We start from the raw sequence: 24,852 nt of genomic DNA on the forward strand, positions 1-24,852 counted from the left end.
TTACTCTAAGATTTACAATACCAATGAAACAAGTTTTTTTATTCGTTATATTCTCAATTTTTTCTTATACAATGTATGGGCAAAATACTCAAAAAGAAGTAGCAGGTGATTCTTTATCATTAGACGTATTTCGAAAAATGTTAATTGGCTCAAATGAAATAGACTCGCTCTATACTTTTGACAAACGTTTTGTATATAAAACTACAATATCTGATACTAATGGTGTTATAACTAGTTCAAATGAAGAGTTTTTTTTTAATTCTAGATTACCGCATATACAGATGATAACATCTCTTGATATAGATTCCAATTATTTATTAATCGATTATAACAGGAAGATTGTCTTAATGTTTGAAACTACAGATTCTTTAAAGCGAGGTGTAATCCTACCCATAGTTTCGGTTGTTTCTCAATTGAATGATACAAAAGTAAAAACATCTCTGTTACTTGGAGCAAAATTAGATTTAGAGAATAAAAACATAAATTCCTTTGAATGTAAAAGGTTTGATCAGACCATTGATACATTAAAATCTACTTTCTATTTATCATCTAATGCCTCTGTATTTACTTTTTCTACTGCTGAAAAAATAAGTATGACAAAAATGCTTTTTAATGATTCAACGGTGAGTGGATTACTAGTGAAATGGATAATTACGAACACCAAAAGTAAAGTCATCGAAGAAAAAGTATTAACTACTATTGATGATGTAAAAATGGAATTGAATACAAAAGAATATTCTATTTTAGGTCTTTCTGGAGGGCTTTTTGCTGGCCTTTTAGAAGGTTCAACCTACAAAAGAGATACTACAGTATATGTATTACCGATAAGGCTCGACAATAAATATGGTATCATAAAGTACCAAGGGGATAAAGAAGAAACTATAGTCCCTCATGAATATGATGAATGTAAACTTTTAAGCGATAGTTTAATTGCATTGATGAAAGAAGGGAGTTGGCAAATATATCAAGTTTCTAAAAATAAATTCCTTCCAAATTTAGATTGTATAAATATCGAACGAATGGGAGGGCTTGAGATATCTACGATAGCATTACAGTTTCCTAGTTCCATTTGGGGTCTAATAGATTCTTTAGGTAATATCATTTCAGCTCCTAAATATGAAGACTTTGTTTATGAATCTTATTTTAATATTGCTAAAGCCAAGAAAAATAACTATTGGGGATTGGTTAATAAAAAAGGAGAGGAAATTACGCCTCAAATATATGACGAAATATCTTTCTACGATGGACCAGGTATAGCAGTTATGGAGAGTGGAAAATGGGGGGTTATAAGCTATTTAGGTGAAATAATTGTTCAACCACAATACGAAAAAATTAATGGAATTAGTGACTTGATAACAGTAAAGAAAAATGGTAAATGGGGTTTTATTGATAGAAATAATAAAATTGTTATTCCTTTTATATATAATAATGTAAATAATTTTTCTCAAGGTTTAGCGTCGGTTAAAAAAAATAATAAATGGGGTTTTATTGATAAGAAAAATCAAACTATAATCCCTTTTTTATTTGATGGGGCGTTTTATTTTGGCGAAGATGGTCGTTCAAGAGTTATAAAAGGTATGAAAGAGTTTGTAATTGATAAGACTGGTAAATGCATTGAAGATTGTAAATAATTGAACACATACTTATGAAACCCAACTTCCTCAACATAGAAAAAGAACTAGCTACTTCCTTGCGTCAACACGACAAATTGCAAGAGGGACTAAAACCCTTCGTCACTGCTGAAGGAATTAAAGTAAAAACGACATTTACCAAAGCAGATGTCGCCGATGCCGAACATTTGGGATTTGCGGCGGGAATTCCTCCCTTTTTGCGCGGTCCGTACAGCACCATGTACGTGATGCAACCTTGGACGGTGCGCCAATATGCAGGATTTTCGACGGCGGAGGAGTCCAATGCGTTTTACCGTAGAAACCTAGCCGCAGGGCAAAAAGGACTTTCGGTAGCGTTCGACTTAGCAACCCACCGTGGGTACGATTCCGACCACCCGAGGGTGGTGGGCGATGTAGGCAAAGCAGGGGTAGCCATCGACAGTGTTGAGGATATGAAAATTCTTTTCGACCAAATTCCCCTTGACCAAATGTCAGTTTCGATGACCATGAATGGGGCTGTGGTTCCGATTATGGCCTTTTATATTTTGGCCGCCGAAGAACAAGGCGTTTCTCCCGACCAGTTGGCGGGGACGATTCAGAACGATATTTTGAAAGAGTTCATGGTGCGCAACACCTACATTTATCCTCCCGCGCCAAGTATGCGCATCATTGGGGATATTTTTGCGTACGCAAGCCGTTTTATGCCCAAATTCAACAGCATCAGTATCAGTGGTTACCACATGCACGAAGCGGGCGCACCTGCCCACATTGAGCTTGCCTACACGCTGGCCGATGGGTTGGAGTACATACGGACGGGCTTGGAAGCGGGAATGGACATTGATGATTTTGCGCCGCGTCTGTCGTTCTTTTGGGGGATTGGCATGAACCATTTTATGGAAATTGCCAAAATGCGCGCAGGACGGTTGTTGTGGGCAAAAATTGTAAATAAATTTTCTCCCAAAAATAAAAAATCGTTGGCATTGCGTACCCACTGCCAAACCTCAGGCTGGTCGCTGACGGAGCAAGACCCCTTCAACAACGTGGCTCGAACGGCGATTGAAGCGATGGCGGCGGCCTTGGGTCATACCCAAAGTTTGCACACCAATTCGCTCGACGAAGCCATTGCCCTTCCTACCGATTTTTCGGCGCGGATTGCTCGAAATACCCAATTGTATCTACAAAATGAAACGGATATTTGCCGCGTTGTAGATCCGTGGGGAGGAAGCTACTACGTCGAATATTTGACCAAAGAATTGGCTGAGAAAGCGTGGGCGTTGATTGAAGAAGTGGAGCAAATGGGCGGAATGACGAAGGCGATTGAGGCGGGTTTACCCAAAATGCGCATCGAAGAAGCGGCCGCCCGCAAGCAAGCCCGCATCGACAGCGGAAAGGATATAATTCTGGGTGTTAATAAATTTAAACCTGACTCGGAGAAGGCACTGGATATTTTGGAAGTGGATAATCAGGCCGTTCGGGAATCGCAAATTGCGCGGTTGAATCGTTTGAAAGCCGACCGCAACCCCGAAAAAGTAAAAGCGGCACTTGAAGCCATTACGGAGGCGTGTCATCAGCAAGGAGGAACAGATTTTGACTCTAATTTGCTCAGTTTGGCCGTAAAAGCGGCGCGTTTGCGCGCAACCTTGGGAGAAATTTCGGATGCAATGGAAAAAGTTTTTGGAAGATACAAAGCCGTGATACGTTCAATTTCAGGAGTATATAGTGCGGAGGTTTCGGACGATGAAAACTTCCGCTTGGCCCGCGAAATGGCCGACCGTTTTGCCGAACTTGAAGGGCGTCGCCCCCGTTTGATGGTGGCTAAAATGGGACAAGATGGCCACGACCGTGGTGCCAAGGTGATTGCGACGAGCTTTGCCGATTTGGGTTTTGACGTGGACATGGGGCCGCTGTTCCAAACCCCCGAAGAAACGGCTCGTCAAGCGGTAGAGAACGATGTGCACGTAGTAGGAGCGTCGAGCTTGGCAGCGGGGCACAAAACCCTCGTTCCGCAACTGATTGAAGAACTCAAAAAGCTAGGCCGCGAAGATATTATGGTGATTGCGGGTGGTGTGATTCCTCCTCAAGACTACGATTTCTTGTACAAAGCAGGGGTAAAAGGCGTTTTTGGCCCAGGGACCATTATCTCCATTGCTGCTCAGAAGATTTTGAAGGAGTTGATGGGGGAGTAGCGAGAATAATAGGAGCATATTCTGTACTAAAAATATAATAAACTCGTTTGTAATAGAGTCTGCCTATTGCAAACGAGTTTATTGTTTAATGAGAAAAATATATGAAGAACTTTTTATACATCCTTCTTTTTCTTGCTTTTGTGAGTTGTAAAGACTCTGATGATCAAGGAGCTATTCCGTTGAATCCGAATGAGCCGTTTGGGGCGCGCTACCAAGTCATGCTGAACTATTATATAAAAGCAGTAGATTATGCTAACGGCTATAGGTCGTATTGGGTAGAAAAAGGGGGTAATCAAGCGGTAGTTCTATTTACATTAGAGCCAGGTGCCGACAGAATTTGCTGCGATAATGGTTCTCCCTTTATTGCCTTTGAAATTGACCCTAACCAACCCAAATTTGAATATACTACACCACAACAGCTTGAAAATGCGAAAGCAAATACAGGTTTAACAAACAGTTTTGCGGGGCCTCAGTCGTATGGGTTAAAGGATGGAAAAGTGAGTGGTGTGAAAGTGTCACCCAGAGAATGGCAAATCACCATTGATATTCCTCAAAAAACGACTAACTTTTACAATGGTATGGTGGTGAAAGGAAATTTCGTTGAAATTTAAAACCTTATTTTCTGCAAGACGTGCAAAGTAAATGGATGCCTCTGGTTTTAACACTGTGCTTAGCGATAGGTTTAAGCTTGCTAGTATCAAAGTTTAAAAACTGGAAGTCGAGAGAAAATTTCGGGACTGGATATAACGACGAACGAGAAGGCTTGGGGATTCCTCCTATTGGCCGTAAATGGTATTTTTCAACAGACACTGTAAAAGTCCATAATATCGTCAATCTACATTGGTTTAAATATGAAAACCCAGAAAAGGTAATTTATAATTCTACCATACTACCTCAGCATATCAGTAAAACAGTAGTGCTCACCAATGGCAAGCGTTCGTTGGAGCGTGACACCTACTATTTTAAAAGCAAGGGAGTGTTTCAAACGTTGACCTTAAGTTATGATTTTGACGAAAAAAAATGGGGTAGTTCGTTGGAAGTAGATTACAACGCGGATATTTTGATGGAGATGAATGCCGAAATTACCGAAAATCTGGAAGAAATATCGCTAAATAATGAGGTGACTCTTGAAATTAGAAATCGGGTGATAAATGAAGTATCAAAAAAATACCAGCCACTTATGAAGGCACCTTCTAACACTTATTTTGAAGCAAATGCCTTACAAAAAGCCGATAGCATTTTGACCAGTTGGAAGCTACGGCGGGTTGAAGGTTAAAAATGCAACTCTCAAACCTGTCGCCCCGTTAGCAATAGCGGGGCATTTTTTGTTATTTTGAGACGTATTTAATCGCAAAAACCATGGAAAACTTTCGGATTGAGAGTTTACAAATCTCACAAGTTGGCCCTTTTAATGCTCTCAATATCACTTTCCCACACAAAGAAAATTCTGAAAAAGCAGAAATTCATATTTTAACAGGCCCGAATGGAACTGGGAAAAGCACAATTTTGGAGTGTCTAATCAGTAGATTAGAAAATGCTTATTTTTTAAAAAAGCATTGGAACTCAAAGTCAGATGTTGAAATAAATTATTCGTATAAAGGTAAAAAGCATTCAGAAAATATAAATGGTTGGGTAGAAAACTCTTATCCTGATAGTTTTTTTTCAGAATACCTTCATTTAATAAGAAGATATTTTGAAGGAGTTAAATTTGAAATGCTTTATCTCACCTATTCAGGTTACCGAAAAATAGAAATTAACCGAGGTGTTTCTCAATCTATTGCAGAGCTTCAAGAAAATCCATTTAATAATTCTGTTGATTTCAATAATTCAATTAATACTCAGCAATTTCTTCAATGGGTGGCAAATACTATAACTAGAGAGTTGATTGCGTCCAGTAAAAAAGACAAAAATCGGGCTGATACTTATCGAAACAGTATTTCTATCATTGAAAATGCTATTTCAGAAATAATTGGTAGTGAAATAAGATTTATATTAGACGAGAACCCATTGAGTGTTTTTGTAGTGTTAGATAACATACAACTTAATTTCGACCAGCTTCCTGATGGGTTAAAATCAATGATGAGTTGGATGGGAGATTTGTTGATGCGGATGGATAGACTAAAATGGGTCAACGATACTCCCGTTTTGGAACGAAACTTTATCTTGCTCCTCGACGAAATTGAAGTCCACCTGCATCCTGCTTGGCAGCGCAAAATTCTACCTGTTGTCCAAAAATTGTTCAAAAATGCCCAGATATTTATTTCTACCCATTCTCCTTTTGTAGTAGGGTCAGTGGATGGCGCTTGGGTGCATCGTTTTGAGAAAAAAGACGGTTACAGCGTCTTGGCAGGGCCACCCATTTTATCAGAAGATGCCAAAAGCTATGATTATATTTTGGAAGAAATATTTGGAGTCAAAGAGCGTTTTGGGGTGGAGATTGAACGAAAACTGCAAGATTTTCAGGCGTTAAAAGCGTCGTTTTTGGCTGAACAGCGCCAAGAAGATGCCATTCGGCTGCATCAACTAGTGAAAGAACTTTCAGGACAAAGTACTGAGTTGGACAGTATTCTAGGCATGGAACTACGACAGCTAAAACGTCTTACCAATCAAGATTTTTCTTTGACTGAAGTATGAGAAGATTTGAACGTAAAGAAGTGCCAGAAGTATTGTCAAAAACCGTATATGGGAAACCTCGGTGGGAAGAATTCGGGGAACGATACGCTCAAAATCGGGTAAAAAATAACTCTTTTGCATTTCAATGGCCACAAATCGAAGGTAAAAAGCTAAATCAACTTCTGTTGCCTGATTTGATGGCAATGACTGAGAAACATTGTTCTTATTGTGACGGTTTTCCGTTAAAAAGAGGGGATGATACCATTGACCATTTTCATCCCAAAACACATCCAGCGTATTATCAAGAAGTGTGCAAATGGGAAAACTTATACATTGCTTGTAAACACTGTCAAGACTCTAAAGGAAGTCAATTTGAAATGGCTCTTTTAAGACCTGATGCAATTGACTATGAATTTTATCGGTTCTTCATTTACGACTATAACAGTCACATTCTACTACCCAATCCTCAAGCCTTAGAGGAGGAAAAAGCCAGTGCAGAAGCTACCATTCGGATATTTGATTTGAATCACATTAGTATGTGCATAAGTCGTCGTCATGCCTTCGAGCGTTTTAGAAAAGATGAAGAACCATTTTTGTCAGATTATAATTTTAGATTTATGTTTGACGATTAATTAAACCAACAATGCAACAATACCACGACTTACTTCGCCATATTTTAGCCAACGGAACCCGCAAAACCGACCGAACAGGCACAGGAACTATCAGCGTGTTTGGCTACCAAATGCGTTTTGATTTACAAAAAGGTTTTCCGCTGGTCACAACCAAAAAAGTCCATACCAAATCAATCATTTATGAACTATTATGGTTCTTGAAAGGAGATACCAATACTAAGTACCTCAAAGACCACGGCGTAAGCATTTGGGATGAATGGGCCGACGCCGACGGTAACTTAGGCCCCGTTTATGGAAAACAATGGCGTAGCTGGGAAGCCCCTAACGGACAGGTGATTGACCAGTTTATGGATGTGTTGAAACAATTGAAAAATAGCCCCGATTCTCGTCGAATTATCGTTTCGGCTTGGAACCCTGCTGATTTGCCCAAAATGGCCCTCAGTCCTTGCCATGCCTTGTTTCAATTTTATGTAGCGGATAATAAACTGTCTTGTCAGTTGTATCAACGCAGTGCCGATGTGTTTTTGGGCGTGCCTTTCAACATCGCTAGTTATGCGTTGTTAACGATGATGATTGCCCAAGAATGTGGCTTTGAGTACGGTGATTTTATTTGGACGGGTGGAGATACACACATTTATCTTAACCATTTGGAACAAGTTGAGTTACAACTTAGTCGGGAGCCTAGAGAGCTGCCAACCATGAAGCTCAATCCCAACGTAAAGAGTGTATTTGACTTTACTTTTGAAGATTTTACCCTCGAAAATTATAATCCATGGCCAGGTATCAAAGCCCCCGTGGCTGTTTAATTTGACCTAATACTAAATCGTGATGAAGAATTGGTGGTGCTGTTTGATGGGAGTACTTTTTCCTTTGTTTGCAATTGCGCAAATTAGGGTCGAGATTGTTCGTCATGCCCCTTTCAAAACGGCCAATCAACGACTTTTTTTAGCCAGCGATTTTAATAATTGGCAACCTGGGGATGCCGCATTTGAGTTTAAACGGGATAAAACAGGCAAATTCTCTTTGGATTTGCCCGATACACTGACCAATTTTAAGTTTAAGGTAACGCAAGGAAGCTGGGGGTTAGTAGAAGGGGATAGCACAGGAAAAAGCCGTCCTGACAGGGTCTATTATCGTTTTGATGAGAAAAACCCAAAATTCCTGCAAATCAGTATTGATGGCTGGGAGGCAAGGGCAATGTATCGTTTTGTGATTAACGAAATCCCCGAAAATACGCCCAAAGATGCCACAATTTACATCACAGGTAACTTTAATAACTGGCATGCGGGAGACGAAGATTTTAGGCTAAGAAAACAAGTAGATGGCACATACCGCGTCACAGTTGCATCGGATTTACCAAGGTTGGAGTATAAGTTTACTCGTGGAGACTGGAATAGCGTTGAAGGACAGGAAAACGGAAAAACGCGAATTAACCGAATTTTATACCGAGGTCAAATTGTTAATAATGAGAATATTGAGGTAAAGATAGAAAGTTGGGAAGACCTTTCAGGGACGTTTCGCTCCATTTCTATCTATGATTTGCTGCTGTTGTTTTCAGCCTTTCAAAGCATTTTGTTAATCATTGCCATTACGTCGATGCAAGACTACAACCGACACGCGAATCGTTGGTTGGTGGTTTCGTTGGCATTTATGGCTATTGTGGTGGCTATCAAAGTCGTGAGCGCGTATCGTGAAGTAGCGCAGGAATACACGAAGATGCTACTTATCCCCGATTTTGTACTCTTTTTGTATGCCCCTCTTTTCTATTTCTATATCCAAAAACTGCTTTTCAAAATCCCCAAATTCCCGCGCCATTGGTGGGGGCACTTTTTATTGCCTGCTGTTCAATTGTTGGTGTATTTGCCTTTCTTTTTTATGGAAGATAAAAGGCTTCAAATCAAGATTGTCAATCGTGAAATCGACATTGTTGGGCTATTTTGGGGAACAGGAACTTTGGCCTTGCTAACTAATTGGTACTATTGGTTGGTATGTTATAAAGCGATTCGTTCGTATCGGGCGTTGGCTGTCAACCAGTCATCATCCGAATACAATCTTCAATACCTTTCGACGGTTTTGGGATTACAATTGGTATGTTTGGTACTTTGGCTTTTTTCGGGTATGCTGTTCGGAATCGGGTATTTTTTCAAAATTGAAACGGTTACAATTGTCCAAAAAAGCATTGACACCATTTGGTTGGCTTTTTCGACGATTCCCTATTTCCTGGGTTATTTTGCCATTCACCAACCCGAAATTTTTAAAATTCAGGCCAAACCTCAGCCTTTCCTGAAACCTACCGAAGAGCCAACGGTCACCATTGCATTGCACGATACATTGGCTCCCGTGCTAGAAAAAGAGGTGGACACGCTCGAAAATTTAGGTGGCTACAAAAGCAAATTGGAAACCTACATGCAGCAACATAAGCCTTATACCAACCCTGGATTGACGCTCAATGAATTGGCTCAGAAATTAAAACTTGCGCCTCATTTATTGTCAAAAATTATCAATGAAGGCTACAACAAAAATTTCTTTGACTTTATAAACGAATACCGAATCGAAGAATTTAAACAGCGTTTTGAAGACCCGCGCAACAAGCATTTTACCCTTTTGGCCATTGCCTTTGAAGTAGGGTTTAATTCAAAAACAGCTTTCAACCGCGCTTTCAAAAAAATGACGCAACAAACTCCGCGAGAATATTTTTTCGAGGCGAGGATTGAGGATTAATAAGAAGATTTAGCTTCAAAAATGTGTGCCATTTTATTGGTTAGGACGTGCCACCTTCTAAAAGTGGTACGTCCTTTTTTTTGTAATATTCTGATAAATAGTTGTTTATAAAAAATAGTGACTCTTTTTGTCATTATTGCAAAGTGGGACGACAAGCGGGGTTAAGTATGGTACTTTTGCAAGAAGAAATTGATGAAACGCCGTGTTTACTCCATTTCAATCTTTCCAATTATCCAATTTTAACTTACATCAAACCCCTATGATGATTTCGATGTACCAAGTTTTTAGCCGAACAAACATTCGTCTAAATCTGATGATGTTGCTGTGGGCCTTCGTGTCCATAACAACCATGGCGCAGGACATTACTGTGTCAGGAAAAGTTCAAGAATCCAACGGCTCGGTGCTTCCAGGCGTGAGCGTGTTGGTGAAAGGAACCACGCGTGGTACTCAAACCGACGCGGATGGTAACTTCAAAATTGCGGCGCCAAGCAGCGCAACGTTGGTGTTTAGTTTTGTTGGCATGACTTCGCAGGAGGTGGCCATCAACAACCGCACGCAGCTTTCGGTGACGTTGCAAAATGACAACAAACAACTGGCGGAAGTGGTCGTAATTGGGTACGGTACGCAACGTAAAAAAGACCTGACGGGCTCTATCGCTTCTATTACTACCGCCGACTTTAACAAAGGTAACATTGCCACGCCCGACCAACTCGTAGCGGGTAAAGTAGCGGGGGTGCAGATTACGCCCAACGGCGGAGCGCCAGGCGCAGGAAGCACGATTCGAATTCGCGGGGGGGCTTCGTTGAATGCCAGCAATGACCCACTCATCGTCATCGACGGTGTGCCTTTGGACAATACCACCATCAATGGCGCAGCAAACCCTTTGAGCTTGATTAACCCCAACGATATAGAGTCATTTAATATCCTTAAAGATGCTTCTGCAACCGCTATCTATGGTTCACGAGCCTCTAACGGGGTCATTATGATTACGACCAAAAAAGGGAAAAAAGGCGATGTGATGCGCGTAAACTTGAGCACGCAAGCGTCTGTTGGTCTTAAAACTGGTTTGGTTGACGTTCTGTCGGGGGATGATTTCCGTGCTTTGGTCAATCAATACGGTACAGCAACGCAAAAATCGTTGTTAGGTACGGCAAATACCAATTGGCAAAATGAAATTTATCGTGCAGCGGTAAGTACGGATAATAACCTGAGTATCACAGGTGCGCTCAAAAATACGCCTTACCGTGTATCGGTAGGTTATACCAATCAAAACGGTATTTTGAAAACCTCTAACATGGTCCGCACCTCTGCCTCGGTGGGATTGACGCCAATGTTGTTGGATAATCACCTCAAAATTGACATCAATGTCAAAGCTGCTTCGATTAAAAATAAGTTTGCCAACCAAGGTGCTATCGGGGCAGCGGCCTCATTTGATCCAACTCAACCTGTGTATTCGGGGACGGAAGCGTACGGCGGCTATTATGAGTGGGTTAATGCCGATGGCAAACCTAACACCATCGCAACGCGCAACCCACTTGGCTTGTTGAACTTGACCGATGACCGTGCAACAGTAAACCGCAGCATCGGGAATGCACAGTTTGATTATAAATTTCACTTCCTGCCTGAACTACACGCTAACCTGAACGTAGGTTATGACGTATCAAGAAGCGATGGTAAAAAGGTTATTCCTGCCTTGGCAGCGTCTAATTTTAGTAATGGAGGCGAAAAAACAGTTTATACCCAAGACCGTACTAACAAATTATTGGATTTTTACCTCAACTACGTCAAGGATTTGACAAAAGATACGCGTCTTGACTTGATGGCGGGGTATTCTTACCAAGACTTTATGAATTCGACCACGACCATCACCAAGGACGAAGCCGAAACCAAAACCCTCAACGACAGTCCCTACAAGACTCAAAATACCTTGGTGTCGTTTTTTGGTCGGGCCAATTTGAACGTGCAAGACCGTTATTTATTGACATTTACGCTTCGTCGTGATGGTTCATCTCGCTTTGCCAAAGAAAACCGTTGGGGAACGTTTCCGTCGGCGGCTTTTGCTTGGAAAATCAGCGAAATGGATTTCTTGAAAAGCTCTAGTGTGATTTCAGACTTGAAATTGCGCGTCGGATATGGGGTAACAGGTCAGCAAGATGTGGGACAAAACTTCGCTTATTTGGCACGTTATACGCCAAGTACGGCTACTGCCCAGCAGCTTTTGGGAACAACCTACTACAACACTCTCCGCGCCGAAGGCTACAATGCGAACATCAAATGGGAGCAAACGATTACGCAAAACGTTGGGTTGGACTTTGCGTTCAAAAAAGCACGTTTGTCGGGTAGCATCGACTACTACATGAAAAATACGTCGGACTTGTTGAACGTCGTTCCAGTGGCAGCAGGAACCAACCTTACCAATGAAATTCTGTCAAACGTTGGTTCTATCGAAAACAAAGGTTTGGAGTTGTTGTTGAACCACAACACCATCAGTCGCGAAGATTTTACGCTTGATTTAGGTTTCAATGCGACTTACAATGAAAATAAAATCACCAAGTTGACATCAGCTAACGATCCCAATTATAAAGGGGTATTGGTGGGTGGAATATCAGGCGGGGTAGGAAACACCATTCAAATCCATTCGGTTGGCTATCCTGCTTCTTCGTTTTTCGTAGCTCAGCAAGTGTATGACGCTTCGGGCAAACCCGTAGAAGGCGTATATGTGGACAAAAATGGCGATGGTAAAATCACCGTGGATGACTACAACCACTACAAATCGCCCGCTCCACGCGTATTTATTGGTTTCAATGCCCAAGCGACGTACAAAAAATTGAGTGCAGGCTTTGTCTTACGTGGCAACTTTGGCAACTACGTTTATAACAACATTCTTTCAACCAATGGCGTATTGCAAGCCTTCCAAGGTGCTAATAACTCATTGGGTAACGTTGTGCCAAACGTCCTTACTACCTTGTTTGCGACGCCTCAGTATTTCTCCGATTACTACATGCAAAATGGTTCATTTTTACGAATGGACAACGCATTTGCAGGCTATGATTTAGGAAAAATATTTGGCGGAAAATCAACCGCACGCCTTTCAGCAACGGTTCAGAATGTATTTGTAATTACAAAATACACAGGCCTCAACCCTGAAGTGAGCGGAGGAATCGATAATAACATTTATCCCATTCCACGTACGTTTACCCTTGGCTTAAACATCGGATTCTAATCGAAACTTGAAAAAAAATGAAACATTTCATTTCTAAAAATACAATCATTGGAGGAATTGCACTCGCGTTGACAATGTCCTCTTGTATCAAAGACCTAGATCGTAAGCCGTTCAATGAAGTTACTTCAGCAACGGTCTATAACGACCCTGCGGCCTACAAACAAGTAGCCGCCAAACTGTACGCTGGTATGATGCTGACGGGGCAGCAAGGCCCTGCGGGCGACGACCGTACGAAGGACATCAAAGGAATGGACGAAGGGTTTTCGAGCTATTTGCGTAATTATTGGTATTTGCAAGTACTCCCAACCGATGAGGCCGTGATTGCGTGGAGTGACGCAGGTTTGCCCGAAATCAACTACATGAAGTGGTCGTCGAATAACGCATTCATTCGTGGTTTTTACAACCGTGTATTTTATCAAATTGCTTCTTGCAATGAATTTATTCGCGAAACCAGCGATGCTAAACTTACCGAAAGAGGTGTTTCGGGTACTATTTTGACTGAAACAAAAGCCCTTCGTGCGGAAGCGCGTTTCTTGCGGGCTTTGAGCTACTGGCACGCGTTGGATTTGTTCGGAGGAAATGTCCCTTTTGTAACAGAAAATGACGCTGTAGGCTCTGCTCCGCCAAAACAAACGAATGCCAAAAGCTTGTTTGAATACATTGAATCGGAGTTGAAAGCAATTGATGGCGAGCTAGTTGACGCTCGTAAAAACGAATACGCCCGCGCCGACAAAGCAGCAGCGTGGATGTTGTTGGCAAAATTGTACCTCAACGCCGAAGCCCAAGGCCAAGGAAACCGCTACGCAGACGCGGCTACCTACGCTAAAAAAGTGATTGACGCGGGGTATTCTTTGCAAACCAAATACGAAGATTTGTTTAAAGCCGACAATAACACCTCAACGGAGGTGATTTGGGCACTCGCCGCCGACGGAACACGTAGCCAAACTTGGGGTGGAATGACGTTCCTATGCCATGCGCCCGTGGGTGGTTCGATGCCAGCTTCTGCCTATGGTATCGACGGCGGTTGGGGTGGTGTTCGTGTGACGCCATCGTTTGTGAGGCTTTTTGCTGACCCAACGGGAAAAACGGACAAACGCGCGATGTTTTATACAGATGGCCAAAAGTTGGAAATCAACGAATTGAGCACATTTACGGACGGGTATGCCATGCCTAAGTTCAAAAATGTAACCTCGTCGGGTAAAGTAGGAAGCAACCTAACGCACCCTGATACCGATTTTCCAATGTTCCGTTTGGCGGATGCGTACTTGATTTATGCCGAAGCTGCTGCCCGTGGTGCTGGCGATAAAGCCTTGGCGTTGGATTATGTCAACAAAATCCGAGCGCGTGCCTATGGCAGTGCCGCTGGAAACATCACTTCTTCTGAGTTGACGCCTGATTTTGTATTGGCCGAACGTGCCCGTGAGTTATCGTGGGAAGGAAGCCGCCGTACTGACTTGATTCGCTATGGTAAATTTACGGGTGCGTCGTATTTGTGGGCGTGGAAAGGTGGCGTAAAAGACGGGGCGGGGGTTCAAGATTACTTGAAAATTTTCCCAATTCCATCCACTGACCTAACGGCGAATCCAAACTTGGTTCAAAACACAGGGTATTAGTCCACTGTGCCTCTGGTTGCTCACAACCAGAGGAAGTCACACTGTGCTTCAGGTTGCTCACAACCAGAGGAAGTGATGAAGTTTTTCTGGTTGTGAGCAACCAAAAAACGCGGGATATTCATAGACAGTAGTCAATAAAAACTTAGAAAGACAAATGAAAAAGTGGTTTCATAAATGCTTATTCGCGGTCGTTGCGACGACGATGCTGGCCTCATGCGAAAAAGACGAAATAAAGGCCGTCCTCAATTCGGGAGCAGTGCCTGTGGTGACCCTTTCGTCACAAACAGTCGTACTGACCAAAGAAAATGCGGACAAAGATGCCTTGACGGTATCGTGGGCAAAACCTGATTATGGTTTTGAGGCACCTGCCAACTACACCGTTTTGATTGATAAAAAAGGAGGTGATTTCTCCAATGCAGCGTCGATTGTGACGGGAACGGAATTGAAAAAGACGTTCAAAGCATCAGAGTTGAACCCGATTTTGTTGAAACTCGGCTTGAAAGCAGCTACCGCTGGCGACATCGACATCAAAGTTCAGTCGTTTTTGGGTGGAAGCACTACGTTAGCATCAACGGTGATGTCAGTAAAAGCAACGCCTTATTTGGACAAACTTGACCTTTCTACCAACTGGGGAATCGTGGGAAGTGCGACTGTAAACGGCTGGAATGGCCCAGATATGCCGTTCTACAAATCGGATAAAGCCAATGTGTATGTAGCATACGTAGCGTTGATTGATGGTGAAATCAAATTCCGCCAAGACAACAAATGGGATGTCAATATGGGTGATAATGGTGCTGACGGTACACTAGAAGCAGGTGGTGCCAACATTGTAGTCAAACAAGGGAATTATAAGATTACGTTTGATGCAAGTGCTCTAAAATATACCATTGATAAATACGCGTGGGGGTTAGTCGGTAGTGCCACACCAAGTGGCTGGAGCGCCCCAGACGTGCCATTCTTCTACGACCCAGCCACCGATCAGTGGCGTGCGATTGCGACGTTGAAAGATGGTGAAATCAAGATTCGTCAGAATGAAGATTGGGCAGTCAACTACGGTGACAAAGGCGCCGACGGTACGCTCGAAGCAGGTGGGGACAATATCGTGGTAAAAGCAGGTTTGTATTTGATTACCGTTGATTTTAAGTCAATGAAATACACGATTGTACCATACAAAGCATGGGGAGTGGTAGGAAGTGCCACGCCTAATGGCTGGAATGGCCCTGACGCCAAATTTACGCCTGATTTTGGTACCGAAGGAATTTGGACATTGAGCGGAATTAAATTGGTGGACGGTGAGATGAAGTTCCGCCAAAACGATGATTGGGGAGTCAACTACGGTGATGATAAAGCCGATGGTGTGATGGAGCCTGGTGGAGCCAACATTGTCGTAAAAGCAGGAACGTACGATATCATTCTTGATTTTACTAACGCTGCCAAGCCGACGTATAAGTTGACCAAAAAATAACAATTGCATAAGTAACAAACTGAAAACTAATAGGTTGAAAAGTAAAGCACCGATGAATTTTTGTCGGTGCTTTTTTCTACTACAAATTCGTATGTACAGATACTTAGCATTGCTCAGTTTGGTTGGTGCAGTCTTAATTGGGAAAGCCCAAAACCAATCTCTCCAACTTTCAGGCGGTAAAATAACACGCTTTGAAAACTTCCGCTCTCGTTTTGTGGCTGAGCGAACGGTTGATGTGTGGACACCCTCCGATTACACGCCTACCCAGAAATACGCTGTGTTGTATATGCACGACGGACAGATGTTGTTTGATTCGTTGTCAACTTGGAATCGGCAAGAGTGGGGTGTGGACGAAACCCTCGAAAAGCTTTCACAAACTCATCCTGAATTCAAAAATTGCCTTGTGGTTGGAATCTGGAACTCGGGAAAAGGCCGCCACCCCGATTATTTTCCACAACGGCCTTATGAGTTGCTTACCCATACCCAAAAGCAATTTGTGACCGAACAACTTCAAAAAATAGGCCGAACCACAGATGCGTTTGTTCCTAATTCGGATAACTACCTACGATTTATTGTCGAAGAACTTAAACCCTTCATTGATAGTACGTTTTCGACCTTCCCAAATCCTGAAAATACCCTGATTGCGGGTTCGAGCATGGGAGGATTGATTTCGATGTATGCCTTTTGCGAATATCCTGACGTTTTTGGGCGTGTGGCTTGCTTATCTACGCATTGGCCTGGAATTTTTTCGCTAGAAAATAACCCTATTCCTGATGCCTTTGTAAAGTATTTGGAAACTAATCTCCCGCCTCCTCAAAAAGGCCGTAAAATCTATTTTGACTTTGGTACGGCTACGTTGGACGCACTCTATGAACCTACGCAGCGGCGAGTGGATGCTTTATTAAAAGCAAAAAAATACAAAGCAGAGCATTGGAAAACGCTAAAATTTGAAGGAGCAGACCACTCCGAAAAAGCTTGGAAAGAGCGATTAGCCGTTCCATTTACATTTTTACTTCAAAAGTGATGAACGGCTTTTCGTACCCAAAATTCTAACAACTATTAAAAGTATTTCTCATGAAAAAACTTCCTTTTTTAGTCTTCATCTTGCTAACCTTTGCCTTTAGGGTTCAGGCCCAGCGCATCGAACCTGCCTTTTGGTGGGTAGGTATGAAAGAGCCTCGTTTACAGTTGCTTGTACACCATAACGGCATCGGTGCCACTGAGCCTCAAGTGACTTACGCAGGGGTAAAACTGACGAAAGTAACGCGTGTAAAAAGCCCCAATTACCTTTTTTTAGATTTGACTATTGCTGCCACTACCAAAACAGGAAGCTTTCCAATTACCTTTAAAAAGGATGGGAAAACGGTGGCGACTTATTCGTATGAATTAAAGAATCGAGAACCTAATTCGGCTAATCGCCAAGGGTTTACCTCAGCCGACGCCATGTATTTGGTAACTCCAGACCGTTTTGTGAATGCGAATCCCGCTAATGACAACGTGGAAGGGATGACCGATAAAGTTGACAGAACTGGAAAAGATAAACGGCATGGAGGTGATATTCAGGGGATTATCGAGCATTTGGATTACATTCAAAAGCTGGGTTTTTCGGCACTTTGGATTTGTCCATTGCAAGAAAATAACCAAAATATGGGTTCGTACCACGGCTATGCCATGACCGATTTGTACAAAATAGATGCACGTTTTGGGAGCAATGAAGAGTACCGAAAGTTGTCGAAAGAAGCCCAAAAAAGGGGTATAAAATTAGTGATTGATTTGGTGCCTAATCACTGTGGTTCAGAGCATTGGTGGATGAAGGATTTACCCACCGACGACTGGGTGAATTTTCAAGGAAACCCTAAAATAACCCACCACGCCCGCGAGAGTATTCAAGACCCCCACGCGAGCGAGTACGACAAAGAACTACACGCCAGCGGTTGGTTTGTGTCAAGTATGCCCGATTTGAATCAGCGTAATCCGTTGATGGCCAATTATTTGATTCAAAATACAGTCTGGTGGATTGAGTACGCTGATTTGCACGGAATTCGGGTTGATACGTATCCTTATTCTGATAAAGACTTTATGAGTCGCTGGTCGCAACGCATCATGAGCGAGTATCCCCGTTTTAGCATGGTCGGGGAAGAGTGGTCGGTTAATCCTTCGATTGTAGCATTTTGGCAAAAAGGGAATAAAAATGCCAATGGATACGTGTCGGAAATGTCAAGTATGTTTGATTTCCCGCTGCAAAATGCCTTGACTGAAGCCTTGAATGAAGATGACCGAATTTACAACCGTGGTTTGGTGAAAATATACCAAACGCTGTCGCAGGACTTTTTATACGCAGCGCCCAATAATTTGGTTATTATGCCAGATAACCACGACATGAGCCGTTTTTACACCCAAATCCACGAAAATTTCGACCTGTGGAAAATGGGAATTGCATTTTTGCTGACGACGAGGGGTACACCACAAATTTATTACGGAACAGAAGTACTGATGACCAATCCGAAAAGTGATTCGCACGACGAGATTCGGGGCGAAATGCCAGGGGGATGGGCTGACCATACTGTAAGTGCCTTCACCGAAAAAGGGTTAACACCCCAACAGTTGGAAGCAAAACAATTTATAACCAAATTGCTTCAATGGCGTAAAACCAATGCGGCCGTTCAAACGGGCAAATTGAAACACTTTACCGCCCGCGATGGCCTGTATGTGTATTTTAGGTACAACGATGCCCAAAAAGTAATGGTGGTGATGAACAAAAATAAAGAACCGTTGAAACTAGATTTGAGCAAATACTCGGAAATTTTGAAGGGAGCATCGTCGGTAAAAAATGTAGTGACGGGAGAAATGAATTCGTTAGCCAATGGCTTGACTATCAATGCTTCGTCGGCACTTGTTTTGGAGGTAAAATAAACCATTTGTATGAAAAAACTCATTTCTATTTTCCTGGGGCTATTGGTGAGTCAATGGAGTTGGGGACAGGCATTGGCGGTCAAACCAGAATTCCCTACCGCTGATGGTGAAGTAACCTTGACGTTTGATTTAACGCAAGCGAAAGACACCCGCAAAGCCGCCTTGATGAATCAAGCCTCGGGCTTGTATATTTGGGCCTGGGGTGGCTCGGATGTATCGAACCGCACGTCCGAATTTGGCCCCGCAGGCCAATCCAGTTTTTCACAACCTTACGCGCCTGGATTGTTGACGCGGGTAAGTGATAACGTTTGGACGATTAAAATTACGCCTTCAAAATACCTGAGCGTGCCTGCGGGAAAAACGCTTCGGTGGATGGGCGTATTGGTAAAAAACGCCAACGGCTCAGGCCAAACCGAAGACTTTTTGTTCAACTTTTATACTTCAAATCAGTTGTTTGTACGTTTCACTACCCCTACTGAAAAAACGCTCTTTGTCGATGCTAATTCTTCGCTACGGGTGAGGGCAAGTGCTTCTACTTCGTCTCAATTGACGCTTACGCTCGACGGAACAACAGTAGCTTCCGCCAAAGACACGGCTATTTCGACCACGATTGCCGTTGGAAATACACCAAATCAGCGGCGAACGGTAAAAATTGTAGCAAGTGCCAACAACCAAGAAGTTACTGATGAATTTTCGTTTACTGTTAGCCCTACGCCTGCGGTAGCGGCTCTTCCTGCTGGACTGAAAAATGGCATTAATTATACTTCGGCTACGTCGGCAACATTGGTGCTATTTGCTCCCAACAAGAAGTTTATTTACGTTACGGGTGATTTTAATAATTGGGAAACGCGTACTGACTATTTGATGAATCGAACCCCTGATGGGCAGACGTATTGGTTAGAAATCAGAAATTTAACTCCCCAAAAAGAATACGCGTTTCAATACTTGGTCGATGGCGTAATGCCGATTAGTGACCCGTACAGCGAGAAGATTTTGGATGCCTTTAACGATAAATTTATTCCAGCCACGAACTATCCTAATTTGATGGCTTTCCCCGCGAAAGCCTTGGGAAATAGCGCGTCGGTACTCCAAACGGCCCAAGTTCCTTACGTTTGGAAAACTACTAATTTCAAACGCCCCGCCAACGAAGATTTGGTGATTTATGAGCTACTCGTGCGGGATTTTGTGGATAGTCGCTGGTACAAAACGGTGGGAGACTCGCTCAATTACCTCAAGAAACTCGGGGTTAATGCCATTGAGTTAATGCCTGTTATGGAGTTTGCGGGCAATGATTCTTGGGGGTACAATCCCATCTTTCACGCAGCCCCTGACAAGGCATACGGCACGCCTGATGATTTGAAGGCATTCATTGACAAATGCCACGCCAACGGGATTGCGGTGATTTTGGACATGGTACTCAACCAAGCCGATTATGAGTTTCCGTACGTAAAAATGTACTGGGATGGCAATCGTCCGTCGGCCGATAATCCCATGTTTAATCTCCAAGCAACGCACCCGTTTAGCGTGTTTTTTGATTTTAACCACGAATCCGCTGCGACCAAATCATACGTGGAGCGAGTCAATGAATTTTGGTTGAAGGAATACCGTTTTGATGGCTATCGCTTTGACTTATCCAAAGGATTTACGCAGGTGAATTCGGGAAATGACGTGGCTTTTTGGGGACGTTACGATGCCAGCCGAATCGCCATTTGGAAGCGAATTTATGACCAAATTCGTAAAACCGACCCGACGGCCTACGTCATTTTAGAGCATTTCGCCGACGACAACGAAGAAGCTGAGTTGACCAATTATGGCATGATGGTGTGGGATAACCAAAACGGTGCGGTACGCGAAGCCGTCAAAACTGGAAAAGGGAATTTTAACCGATTATCGTGGAAAAACCACGCAGGTTTTCAAAAACCAGCGGCCATTGGTTACATGGAAAGCCACGACGAAGAGCGAATTGTGTACGACGCCATCACCAACGGCAGTGCTGAGGTGAAAAGCGTAGCCACGGCCATTGAACGTGTAAAGGCCGCCGCCGCGTTGTTTTTCTTAACGCCAGGGCCAAAATTACTATGGCAATTTGGGGAATTGGGCTACGACGTGTCAATTGACCAAAACGGTCGGACGGGGGCTAAACCCATTCGGTGGGAGTATTTGCGGGATAATAAACGCCTTCAACTCTATAATGTTTTTTCGGAACTGATTCGCTTCAAAACGACGCAGGCCGTGACCAAAACGACAGATTTTAGCCTACAAACGACCGAAACGATTAAACAGTTGATTCTGAATTCGCCAACGATGAAAGTACAGGTCATTGCCAACTTTGGACTTACCGACCAAGTCGTTGCGCTGCCCGTAGGTCGCTGGTTTGACTTTTTCTCAGGCGATGAAATTACGGTGACTTCTTCCTTGCCGCAATACGCGTTTCGGGCGGGGCAGTTTCATGTACTGACCTCCGAAAAAGTGGCCGTTACTTCACAAAATACCGTTTCGTGGAAAATACAAACGATTACCTCGGCAGAACCTTCGCCAAAAGAGACAACCCTGCAATTGTCGCCTAATCCTACCCAAGATTGGCTAAACGTGGCGTGGGAGAGTGCCTACCGCGGGGAGGTAAGAATAGAAATTATGGATATGACAGGACGGGCAATTCGCCATTTTTTACCCCAGAAATTGACCAACCAAATGCAGCAGCGCATTTCGGTGAAAGAAGTGCCAGCGGGTACTTATTTCTTGAAAATAGCGGAAGGAACAGCTTCCCAAACCCAACGCTGGATAAAACAATAACTTAAAGGGCTTCGATGTACAGCGCATTGCCTTCGGTGGTGCGCTGTATTTTTTTGCCGTTGATAGTCACCGTAAACTGCACAGGCTCAAAGGCTTCCGCAAACGTATCTTGGAATAAAAGCAACCGTTTGCCCGTTTTGGGATTTCGCCACACCTGCAACCACGGTTGATTAAACTTAAATGCCCGTGCAAATTCCCCCGTATCGTTTTGCCAAGTGGCCTTTTGGGGTTTTTGAGTAGAACGTTGGTAGTCAAAAGCATAAGTTTCACGTACTTGACTGCCATCCAAAATGAGTTGATGCTTTGCAAATAGCTCGTGCGCTTGCACCATCGCCGCTACGCCGAGGGCATCTTTTCCCATATAGTCTTCGGCCACCGTGGGGCAAGCGGGCTGGTCGGGGCCTTGGTAATCATACACAAAATAGCCGCCTGTATTTTGTGAAACACAAGATAGATTACCGTTGATTTTGGCGTAACGAAGGGCTTGGTAGGGGTCGTAGGATTGGCCAAAAATCCAGTAGTTGGTATAAAAAACGCGGGGATTGCACAAGTGTACAAAAACCGCATCACGTACCAAATTCATGGGGTACATCACCCGATTGTCTAGTTGCCGAATGTAGCCTTTTGAGCCGTGTCCCACTTTAAAACGTCGGGTGTGGCTTCGGCGTGCGTCGGAAGGTTTGTCTTCGTACGGCCAGAAAAAATTGATGAATTTCACCGTTGGGGGAGCCGTGAGCGACTTGATATTTAGCATGTCGAGCGTGCGTAAGTACCAGTTGATGGGTGCTTTCCAAACGCGGGCGGGTTGGTCGGTGACATCACTGGTATTGACAGTGCTGCTGGTATATCCAAAACCCGTCATAAGCACCACGGGCGAAGGCAGCTGTACTTGCTGAATGTCTTTGGGATGTTCGTGAAGTGCTAAATAATCATCAATTTTTTTCTTATCCGCACTCCAATTATCATTGGCGTAGCCATCAAGTTTAAAATTTTTACCCTGAAACGTGAAGGTCAGCGGGTCGCCAATCCACGAAAAAAAGAGCTTTCCGTGTTTTTTATAAATCTTGTCCGACAAATCGTACATGGTTTTCCGAAATGCGGGGTCGCTCATGTCCCATTGCCAACCGTCAGCGGCGGGGTTGGCAGGTTCAAAATCGACGGCAAAGGTGGACGAAGGCAGTCGTTTGGCCAACCAATCGGCGGCTTGGTCGAGCTGACGGGCATCAAATTTGGTGATACCTCGGCGGTTTTGGGCTCGACTGTGGTTCATCAGTTCGAGTACTTCGCCAGCATACAAAAGTTTAAAACGGTCGTCGCTGACGTTCCAGCCCACTTTTCGCAAATTAACCACGGGTTCATCGAGCTGTTTAGATTCCGAACCGTATTTTTTTTGAGGAGGAAGGGAGAAAGCGGGAGTTTGTTTAAAAATCTTACTATCTCCCACGGGGCCATTGTTTGGCCACAGGGGTTGGGTGTAAGCCAAGACGGGCGAAGCTTGCTGCAACGAGTCTTTTACCCAAAATATCACCTCCGATACGGACGAATACTTGGTTTGCCCCGCCACCGTATTCGTTTCTGACGTAAGCCATGCTTCCGAATTGATATTGTTGATTTCGGCGGTATATTTTACCAAATGAATCCAACGAGATGGCTGAATCGGCAAGTCACTGAGGCGTCGGGCGTCGGTGGCATTGACGCTGCCATTGAGGGAATAATAGGTGATTCTACCTTTCTCGGGTTTGGCATCATCGACGAGGTAGAGCCGTTGGTCATTGCGTCTAACAACTCGCAGTTGAAGCTGCTGGTCTTCGTAGTTTTTTGGGTCGGGTTCGTGCTCAAAATAAACGATAGCGGCTTGCGAACGCGGTAACTCGGGCAGGAGAGGAGCGGAGGACGTAATGACAGGCTCGGGAGAACTAAACAGGTTATTTCGTTGATAATAAACCATTAAGCTTACAATCGCTGCGAGCGTAATCCCTATTTTAGCCATACGTTTCACGTTAATACCTCTTTCAAGTTTTCTAAATACGCCTTTACTGTTTCTAACTGTTCGATGGCCCGATTTATTTTATTACGCTGACTTCTACCCGATTCTATCAACTGACGAGCGGCGGCCAATTGGTGCCCTTTGTATTCTACTAAATACACAATTTCGTCCAAAAGCTCAATGTCACCACGGTTATAAATGCGATCACCTCCGCGTTTTTCGGGGCGTAACATGGGGAACTGAGTTTCCCAGTAGCGTAATTTAGACGTATTTTCAAATCCATAACGCTTGGCTACCTCGTTGATGTCAGAAATTAATTTGGGCTCGGGATAAACGGGTCTTTCGCCCTTGTTTGGAAGCTTTTTCGACTTAGTTATTGCCATAATATTGCAAATAAGTGACCAATCGCTCAAAATTACTAAGCTCGGTTTCACTGGCAAACTTTAGGAGGTAATTTCGGTAGGTAGTTGCTAACTCAGTGTATCGCGGATTGTCGTTGAGTTTGGCCGCAATCAGCCCCTTGTAACAACGATGGACTTGATTGTAAAGGTATTTAGAAGGTTTATGCGCCTGACCGTTCAAGATTTGGTCGATGTCGCTGAGTTTAGTGACGGAGTTTAAAAAGCTAAATCCTGAAAGGTTCATAAACTCCATGATGGAATCACAGGCATCGTTGAGGTCTTCGTCGTTCTGGATTTTATACCGAAAGTACTTGACGTTGTTGTAGTTACCCGTAGAAATAATAAGGGTATTGACATCGGCTCGAAAATCCATGAGGTTGACATTCAAAAATTGCTGGGCAATCTGCTCAATCTGGTCATTACGGCATCCGATGTGCACTTCTACCCAGGCATCGGTATCTTTTTGGTATTCCGACACCGAAAAAATGACGTTGACAAACCCCGAAGGTGTATTTTTCCGAAACTGTTTTTTATCCATCAACAAATGAAATTCTGCTGATTCAAAAAAATCGTAGAGGGCATAATACAACTTAGCTTCGGTGGTTTTAATGCTCATAGATAGAATAGTTTAAACGATAACCATTTCCTCACGGAACAAGTTTACGGTTTTGTTAAAACTATCCAAACGCGTTTTT

Annotated in this window: 17 protein-coding genes; 14 read left to right on the top strand and 3 right to left on the bottom strand. The window is 43.4% G+C overall.

The window, feature by feature from the left end:
* Positions 1-23: 23 nt before the first annotated feature.
* From DTQ70_RS05590 to DTQ70_RS05655, 14 genes are all read left to right on the top strand, one after another.
* Positions 24-1,631, top strand: coding sequence for a WG repeat-containing protein (locus DTQ70_RS05590; RefSeq protein WP_164489883.1), 1,608 nt, complete (start codon positions 24-26; stop codon positions 1,629-1,631).
* Between the two features lie 14 nt (positions 1,632-1,645).
* Positions 1,646-3,796: a methylmalonyl-CoA mutase gene (scpA, locus tag DTQ70_RS05595; protein ID WP_122929893.1), complete on the top strand. Its 2,151-nt coding sequence runs from the start codon at positions 1,646-1,648 to the stop codon at positions 3,794-3,796.
* A 101-nt stretch (positions 3,797-3,897) separates the two neighbouring features.
* A complete protein-coding gene (locus DTQ70_RS05600; RefSeq protein WP_122929894.1) occupies positions 3,898-4,407 on the top strand; it encodes a hypothetical protein in 510 nt (169 codons plus the stop codon).
* Between the two features lie 77 nt (positions 4,408-4,484).
* On the top strand, positions 4,485-5,072 hold the full coding sequence (locus tag DTQ70_RS05605; RefSeq protein ID WP_164489884.1) for a hypothetical protein: 588 nt from the start codon (positions 4,485-4,487) through the stop codon (positions 5,070-5,072).
* 83 nt (positions 5,073-5,155) lie between these two features.
* The gene (locus DTQ70_RS05610) at positions 5,156-6,430 is read left to right on the top strand and encodes an AAA family ATPase (protein ID WP_122929896.1); all 1,275 of its coding nucleotides are present in this window, start codon (positions 5,156-5,158) and stop codon (positions 6,428-6,430) included.
* Positions 6,427-7,041, top strand: a complete 615-nt coding sequence (locus DTQ70_RS05615; RefSeq protein WP_122929897.1) for a hypothetical protein — start codon at positions 6,427-6,429, stop codon at positions 7,039-7,041. Before DTQ70_RS05610 ends, DTQ70_RS05615 begins: the two co-directional genes overlap by 4 nt.
* 11 nt (positions 7,042-7,052) lie before the next feature.
* Positions 7,053-7,847, top strand: coding sequence for a thymidylate synthase (locus DTQ70_RS05620; RefSeq protein WP_122929898.1), 795 nt, complete (start codon positions 7,053-7,055; stop codon positions 7,845-7,847).
* A gap of 22 nt (positions 7,848-7,869) precedes the next feature.
* The gene (locus tag DTQ70_RS05625) at positions 7,870-9,762 is read left to right on the top strand and encodes a helix-turn-helix domain-containing protein (protein ID WP_122929899.1); all 1,893 of its coding nucleotides are present in this window, start codon (positions 7,870-7,872) and stop codon (positions 9,760-9,762) included.
* 259 nt (positions 9,763-10,021) lie between these two features.
* Positions 10,022-12,985: a TonB-dependent receptor gene (locus DTQ70_RS05630; RefSeq protein WP_122929900.1), complete on the top strand. Its 2,964-nt coding sequence runs from the start codon at positions 10,022-10,024 to the stop codon at positions 12,983-12,985.
* Between the two features lie 17 nt (positions 12,986-13,002).
* Entirely contained in the window at positions 13,003-14,598 is a 1,596-nt protein-coding gene (locus DTQ70_RS05635) for a RagB/SusD family nutrient uptake outer membrane protein (protein WP_122929901.1), read from the top strand.
* A gap of 154 nt (positions 14,599-14,752) precedes the next feature.
* Positions 14,753-16,063, top strand: a complete 1,311-nt coding sequence (locus tag DTQ70_RS05640; RefSeq protein ID WP_122929902.1) for a SusE domain-containing protein — start codon at positions 14,753-14,755, stop codon at positions 16,061-16,063.
* A gap of 91 nt (positions 16,064-16,154) precedes the next feature.
* Positions 16,155-17,087 carry an alpha/beta hydrolase gene (locus DTQ70_RS05645; protein ID WP_122929903.1) on the top strand — a complete coding sequence of 311 codons (933 nt, stop codon included), beginning with the start codon at positions 16,155-16,157 and terminating at the stop codon, positions 17,085-17,087.
* Positions 17,088-17,137: 50 nt separating this feature from the next.
* A complete protein-coding gene (locus tag DTQ70_RS05650; protein ID WP_122929904.1) occupies positions 17,138-18,976 on the top strand; it encodes a glycoside hydrolase family 13 protein in 1,839 nt (612 codons plus the stop codon).
* A 9-nt stretch (positions 18,977-18,985) separates the two neighbouring features.
* Positions 18,986-21,769 carry an alpha-amylase family glycosyl hydrolase gene (locus tag DTQ70_RS05655; RefSeq protein WP_122929905.1) on the top strand — a complete coding sequence of 928 codons (2,784 nt, stop codon included), beginning with the start codon at positions 18,986-18,988 and terminating at the stop codon, positions 21,767-21,769.
* A gap of 1 nt (position 21,770) precedes the next feature.
* Here the strand turns inward: DTQ70_RS05655 and DTQ70_RS05660 are convergent, their stop codons facing one another.
* The 3 genes from DTQ70_RS05660 to DTQ70_RS05670 are packed head-to-tail and all read right to left on the bottom strand — an operon-like array spanning position 21,771 to position 24,773.
* Complete coding sequence (locus tag DTQ70_RS05660; RefSeq protein WP_122929906.1) at positions 21,771-23,759, bottom strand: hypothetical protein; 1,989 nt, start codon at positions 23,757-23,759, stop codon at positions 21,771-21,773.
* Between the two features lie 5 nt (positions 23,760-23,764).
* Entirely contained in the window at positions 23,765-24,139 is a 375-nt protein-coding gene (locus tag DTQ70_RS05665; protein ID WP_122929907.1) for a MerR family transcriptional regulator, read from the bottom strand.
* Complete coding sequence (locus DTQ70_RS05670; RefSeq protein ID WP_122929908.1) at positions 24,126-24,773, bottom strand: hypothetical protein; 648 nt, start codon at positions 24,771-24,773, stop codon at positions 24,126-24,128. Before DTQ70_RS05670 ends, DTQ70_RS05665 begins: the two co-directional genes overlap by 14 nt.
* Positions 24,774-24,852 lie beyond the last annotated feature (79 nt).

This window comes from Runella sp. SP2, assembly GCF_003711225.1.
In the GTDB taxonomy this organism is placed as follows: Bacteria; Bacteroidota; Bacteroidia; order Cytophagales; family Spirosomataceae; genus Runella.

What these genes read in the sequence shown, in the direction of transcription:
- DTQ70_RS05590 (WP_164489883.1), top strand. Translation starts at nt 24, where the DNA reads ATGAAACAAGTTTTTTTATTCGTTATATTCTCAATTTTTTCTTATACA.
- scpA (WP_122929893.1), top strand. Translation starts at nt 1,646, where the DNA reads ATGAAACCCAACTTCCTCAACATAGAAAAAGAACTAGCTACTTCCTTG.
- DTQ70_RS05600 (WP_122929894.1), top strand. Translation starts at nt 3,898, where the DNA reads ATGAAGAACTTTTTATACATCCTTCTTTTTCTTGCTTTTGTGAGTTGT.
- DTQ70_RS05610 (WP_122929896.1), top strand. Translation starts at nt 5,156, where the DNA reads ATGGAAAACTTTCGGATTGAGAGTTTACAAATCTCACAAGTTGGCCCT.
- DTQ70_RS05615 (WP_122929897.1), top strand. Translation starts at nt 6,427, where the DNA reads ATGAGAAGATTTGAACGTAAAGAAGTGCCAGAAGTATTGTCAAAAACC.
- DTQ70_RS05620 (WP_122929898.1), top strand. Translation starts at nt 7,053, where the DNA reads ATGCAACAATACCACGACTTACTTCGCCATATTTTAGCCAACGGAACC.
- DTQ70_RS05625 (WP_122929899.1), top strand. Translation starts at nt 7,870, where the DNA reads ATGAAGAATTGGTGGTGCTGTTTGATGGGAGTACTTTTTCCTTTGTTT.
- DTQ70_RS05630 (WP_122929900.1), top strand. Translation starts at nt 10,022, where the DNA reads ATGATGATTTCGATGTACCAAGTTTTTAGCCGAACAAACATTCGTCTA.
- DTQ70_RS05635 (WP_122929901.1), top strand. Translation starts at nt 13,003, where the DNA reads ATGAAACATTTCATTTCTAAAAATACAATCATTGGAGGAATTGCACTC.
- DTQ70_RS05640 (WP_122929902.1), top strand. Translation starts at nt 14,753, where the DNA reads ATGAAAAAGTGGTTTCATAAATGCTTATTCGCGGTCGTTGCGACGACG.
- DTQ70_RS05645 (WP_122929903.1), top strand. Translation starts at nt 16,155, where the DNA reads ATGTACAGATACTTAGCATTGCTCAGTTTGGTTGGTGCAGTCTTAATT.
- DTQ70_RS05650 (WP_122929904.1), top strand. Translation starts at nt 17,138, where the DNA reads ATGAAAAAACTTCCTTTTTTAGTCTTCATCTTGCTAACCTTTGCCTTT.
- DTQ70_RS05655 (WP_122929905.1), top strand. Translation starts at nt 18,986, where the DNA reads ATGAAAAAACTCATTTCTATTTTCCTGGGGCTATTGGTGAGTCAATGG.
- DTQ70_RS05660 (WP_122929906.1), bottom strand. Translation starts at nt 23,759, where the DNA reads ATGGCTAAAATAGGGATTACGCTCGCAGCGATTGTAAGCTTAATGGTT.
- DTQ70_RS05665 (WP_122929907.1), bottom strand. Translation starts at nt 24,139, where the DNA reads ATGGCAATAACTAAGTCGAAAAAGCTTCCAAACAAGGGCGAAAGACCC.
- DTQ70_RS05670 (WP_122929908.1), bottom strand. Translation starts at nt 24,773, where the DNA reads ATGAGCATTAAAACCACCGAAGCTAAGTTGTATTATGCCCTCTACGAT.